The organism is Okeania sp. SIO2B9 (assembly GCF_010672505.1).
GTDB classification, from domain to species: domain Bacteria; phylum Cyanobacteriota; class Cyanobacteriia; order Cyanobacteriales; family Microcoleaceae; genus Okeania; species Okeania hirsuta.
The window spans coordinates 1-2,409 of the sequence record NZ_JAAHGK010001170.1 but is presented as its reverse complement, the minus strand read 5'-3'; the positions used below and the strand labels follow the sequence as shown (position 1 = coordinate 2,409).

General features: G+C 37.4%; 3 protein-coding genes and 1 pseudogene. 2 read left to right on the top strand and 2 right to left on the bottom strand.

Annotation, left to right across the window (positions count from 1 at the left end; all coding sequences use genetic code 11):
- Positions 1–135, bottom strand: a pseudogene (locus F6K13_RS28555) (helix-turn-helix domain-containing protein); the annotation flags it as partial.
- A gap of 245 nt (positions 136–380) precedes the next feature.
- On the opposite strand from F6K13_RS28555, the gene F6K13_RS28550 reads away from it, so the two are divergent.
- Positions 381–887, top strand: coding sequence for a hypothetical protein (locus F6K13_RS28550; protein WP_124143122.1), 507 nt, complete (start codon positions 381–383; stop codon positions 885–887).
- Positions 888–1,096: 209 nt separating this feature from the next.
- Here the strand turns inward: F6K13_RS28550 and F6K13_RS28545 are convergent, their stop codons facing one another.
- Positions 1,097–1,252: a hypothetical protein gene (locus tag F6K13_RS28545; protein WP_161564317.1), complete on the bottom strand. Its 156-nt coding sequence runs from the start codon at positions 1,250–1,252 to the stop codon at positions 1,097–1,099.
- A gap of 7 nt (positions 1,253–1,259) precedes the next feature.
- Between F6K13_RS28545 and F6K13_RS28540 the strand changes: the two genes are divergently transcribed.
- A complete protein-coding gene (locus tag F6K13_RS28540; RefSeq protein WP_287240430.1) occupies positions 1,260–2,039 on the top strand; it encodes a photosystem II S4 domain protein in 780 nt (259 codons plus the stop codon).
- Positions 2,040–2,409: the final 370 nt, after the last annotated feature.

The following is a 2,409-nucleotide window of genomic DNA, read 5'->3' as shown; positions in this document are numbered from 1 at the left end:
CATACAACTGTTATATATAGTTGTATGGTCCTTTCCACCAAAAAACTCCCCAATTTTTGGCAGACTTAAATCAGTATGTTGTCGCATCAAAAACATTCCAACTTGTCTGGCCAAAGTAATTTCTCGTTTTCTAGATTTGGCATAGGAAATTAGTTGAATAATTGAATTATGTGACTGTTTTACCTACTGAAACTTTCGCTTCAGTTTGATTTTTGAGTTTTTCAAACAGCAGGAGATTTTGCCAGACTATAAATTGTAATTAATAATGTTTATTTAGCAAAAACATTAACTGCTGACTTAACCTTACCTTCAGAGTACCAGTATGGGCCTATAATTTTATTGATTGTCAGAAATATTTTAGATTGCTTCGATCGAATTTTATGAATTATCTCGTTGCTGTATTATCAGACCGCATTCAAGCTGAATCTGCCTATTCTGCTTTGGAAAAACAAGACTTGCCAATGAAGCAAGTGGCAATATTGGGCCGGGGCTATAAAACTGCTGATGAATATGGCCTAATCGATCCTAATGAGCAGGCCCGTAAACAAGCAAAACAAATGGTTACTTGGCTTGCACCTTTTGGTTTTGCTGCTGGTGTTACTTTTAGTCTGATTACGGGATTGAATACTTTTGCCTGGGCAGGGGAATTTGGTAATCATTTTATTGGTGGTATATTGGGGGCTATTTCTGGTGCAATGGGTGGAACTTTTGTTGGTGGTGGAGTGGGTTTGATTTTTGGTGGTGGTGATGCTGTTCCCTATCGTAACCGCCTTAATGCTGGTAAGTATTTGATTGTTGTTCAGGGTTCAGAAGCTCTGATCCGTCTAGCAACTCGGACTTTATATCAGTTTAAACCAGAAAATATTCAAGGATATACTGCAAATTAGGAGTCAGGAGTCAGTCCTCAGGAGTCAGGAGGGAAGAAGAAGGAAGTTTTTCGGTAAGGGCGAATGGCATTTGCTAACGCAAAGCTCCGCTAACGCCCTTGCTATATATAGAGTCCCTGCGTAAGTTCTGATTACTTAATTCCTTCTTATTTGAAATCGGGTTATATCAAATCCGGTCGCGGGCATTTTGCCCGCACTACAGACATATATTAGCGTTTGCGGAGTATTTCGTAGGAAAGTTTTGTGTTAGCAAACATTAATATTTGTACCTCATATACGACCGAATCTGCTGTAATTATCACTCTCATTGTTCCTGACTCCTGACTCCTGACTCCTGACTCCTGTGAAATAAATTTATTCAGCAAAAAAATTATGTTACCAAAAGAAGAACTTCTCAAAGGAATTGAAAATCGCGAAACTATCACTCGCATCATCGATCTAGCAGAACAAGCTATCAGAACTTGGGAAATTACTCAGAGTGATTTTTTATCACCGCCAGAAATATTTGAGTCGGAAGCAATTTTTCAAAAGTTGACAGAAGTAGAATTAGTTTCCTGGGGTGGTTATCCTCAAGCGGAACGAAAAAGATTAGCGATCGCTCGTTCAGATTTGCCTATTGATACTTCGAGTGTGGAATTAACAGCTATTAATATTGAGGGAAATTTTCTGTTTGATACTGCGACTCACCGAGATTTTCTTGGTTCCATGTTAGGTACGGGAATTGTCAGAGAAAAAACTGGGGATATTATTGTTTTGGGAGAACGTGGCGCTCAGGTAATAGTAGTGCCTGAATTGGTGGAATATTTAGAAATGAATCTGCAACAAGTTCGGTCTGTTCCTGTTAAAGTTAAACCTCTAGAATTGAGTGATTTAAGAATAAGAGAACCGAAAAAGAAAGAGTTAACAACTGTGGAAGCTTCGATGAGATTAGATGCAGTTGCTTCTGCTGGTTTTGGAATGTCTCGCAGTAAAATGGTTGATTTTATTGAAGGGGGAGATGTGCGGGTAAATTGGAAGGAAGTTAGTCAGGCAAGTTATACTGTGAAAACTGGAGATTTAATTGCTATTCGAGGAAAAGGAAGGTTAGAAGTAGGGGATATTGCGATTACGAAAAAAGAACGTTATCGAGTGAATTTAACGCGATATGTTTAGAAGAAGGAGTCAGGAGACAGGAGTAGATTTCTGTTGCGCGGATTGCTATATATTTACTCCTTTTTCCTTTATTAGACATCTCCAAAAATCAAAAATAAAATCAATCATTATCCAAAAATTATTAATTATTCTTTCCTGTTCCCTGTTCCCTATTTTCTATTCCCTATTCCCTCTTTTGGAGGAGATGTCTATTATAAAAATTATTTACCGAAAAATTCAGGTATAAAGCATCTCCATGAATGGAGAAAAAAGAAAAAAAATCCTTTGATCCAATCCTCTTATTTATAAGAAGAGGTAATTCTAAATTCGCGCATTCTAAATTCTAAATTCTTGACAATGGCTAAAGACATTTTCCATCAACAGGTTAAAA

Excerpts from the sequence above, each read along its gene's own strand:
- F6K13_RS28550 (WP_124143122.1), top strand. The coding sequence starts at position 381 with ATGAATTATCTCGTTGCTGTATTATCAGACCGCATTCAAGCTGAATCT.
- F6K13_RS28540 (WP_287240430.1), top strand. The coding sequence starts at position 1,260 with ATGTTACCAAAAGAAGAACTTCTCAAAGGAATTGAAAATCGCGAAACT.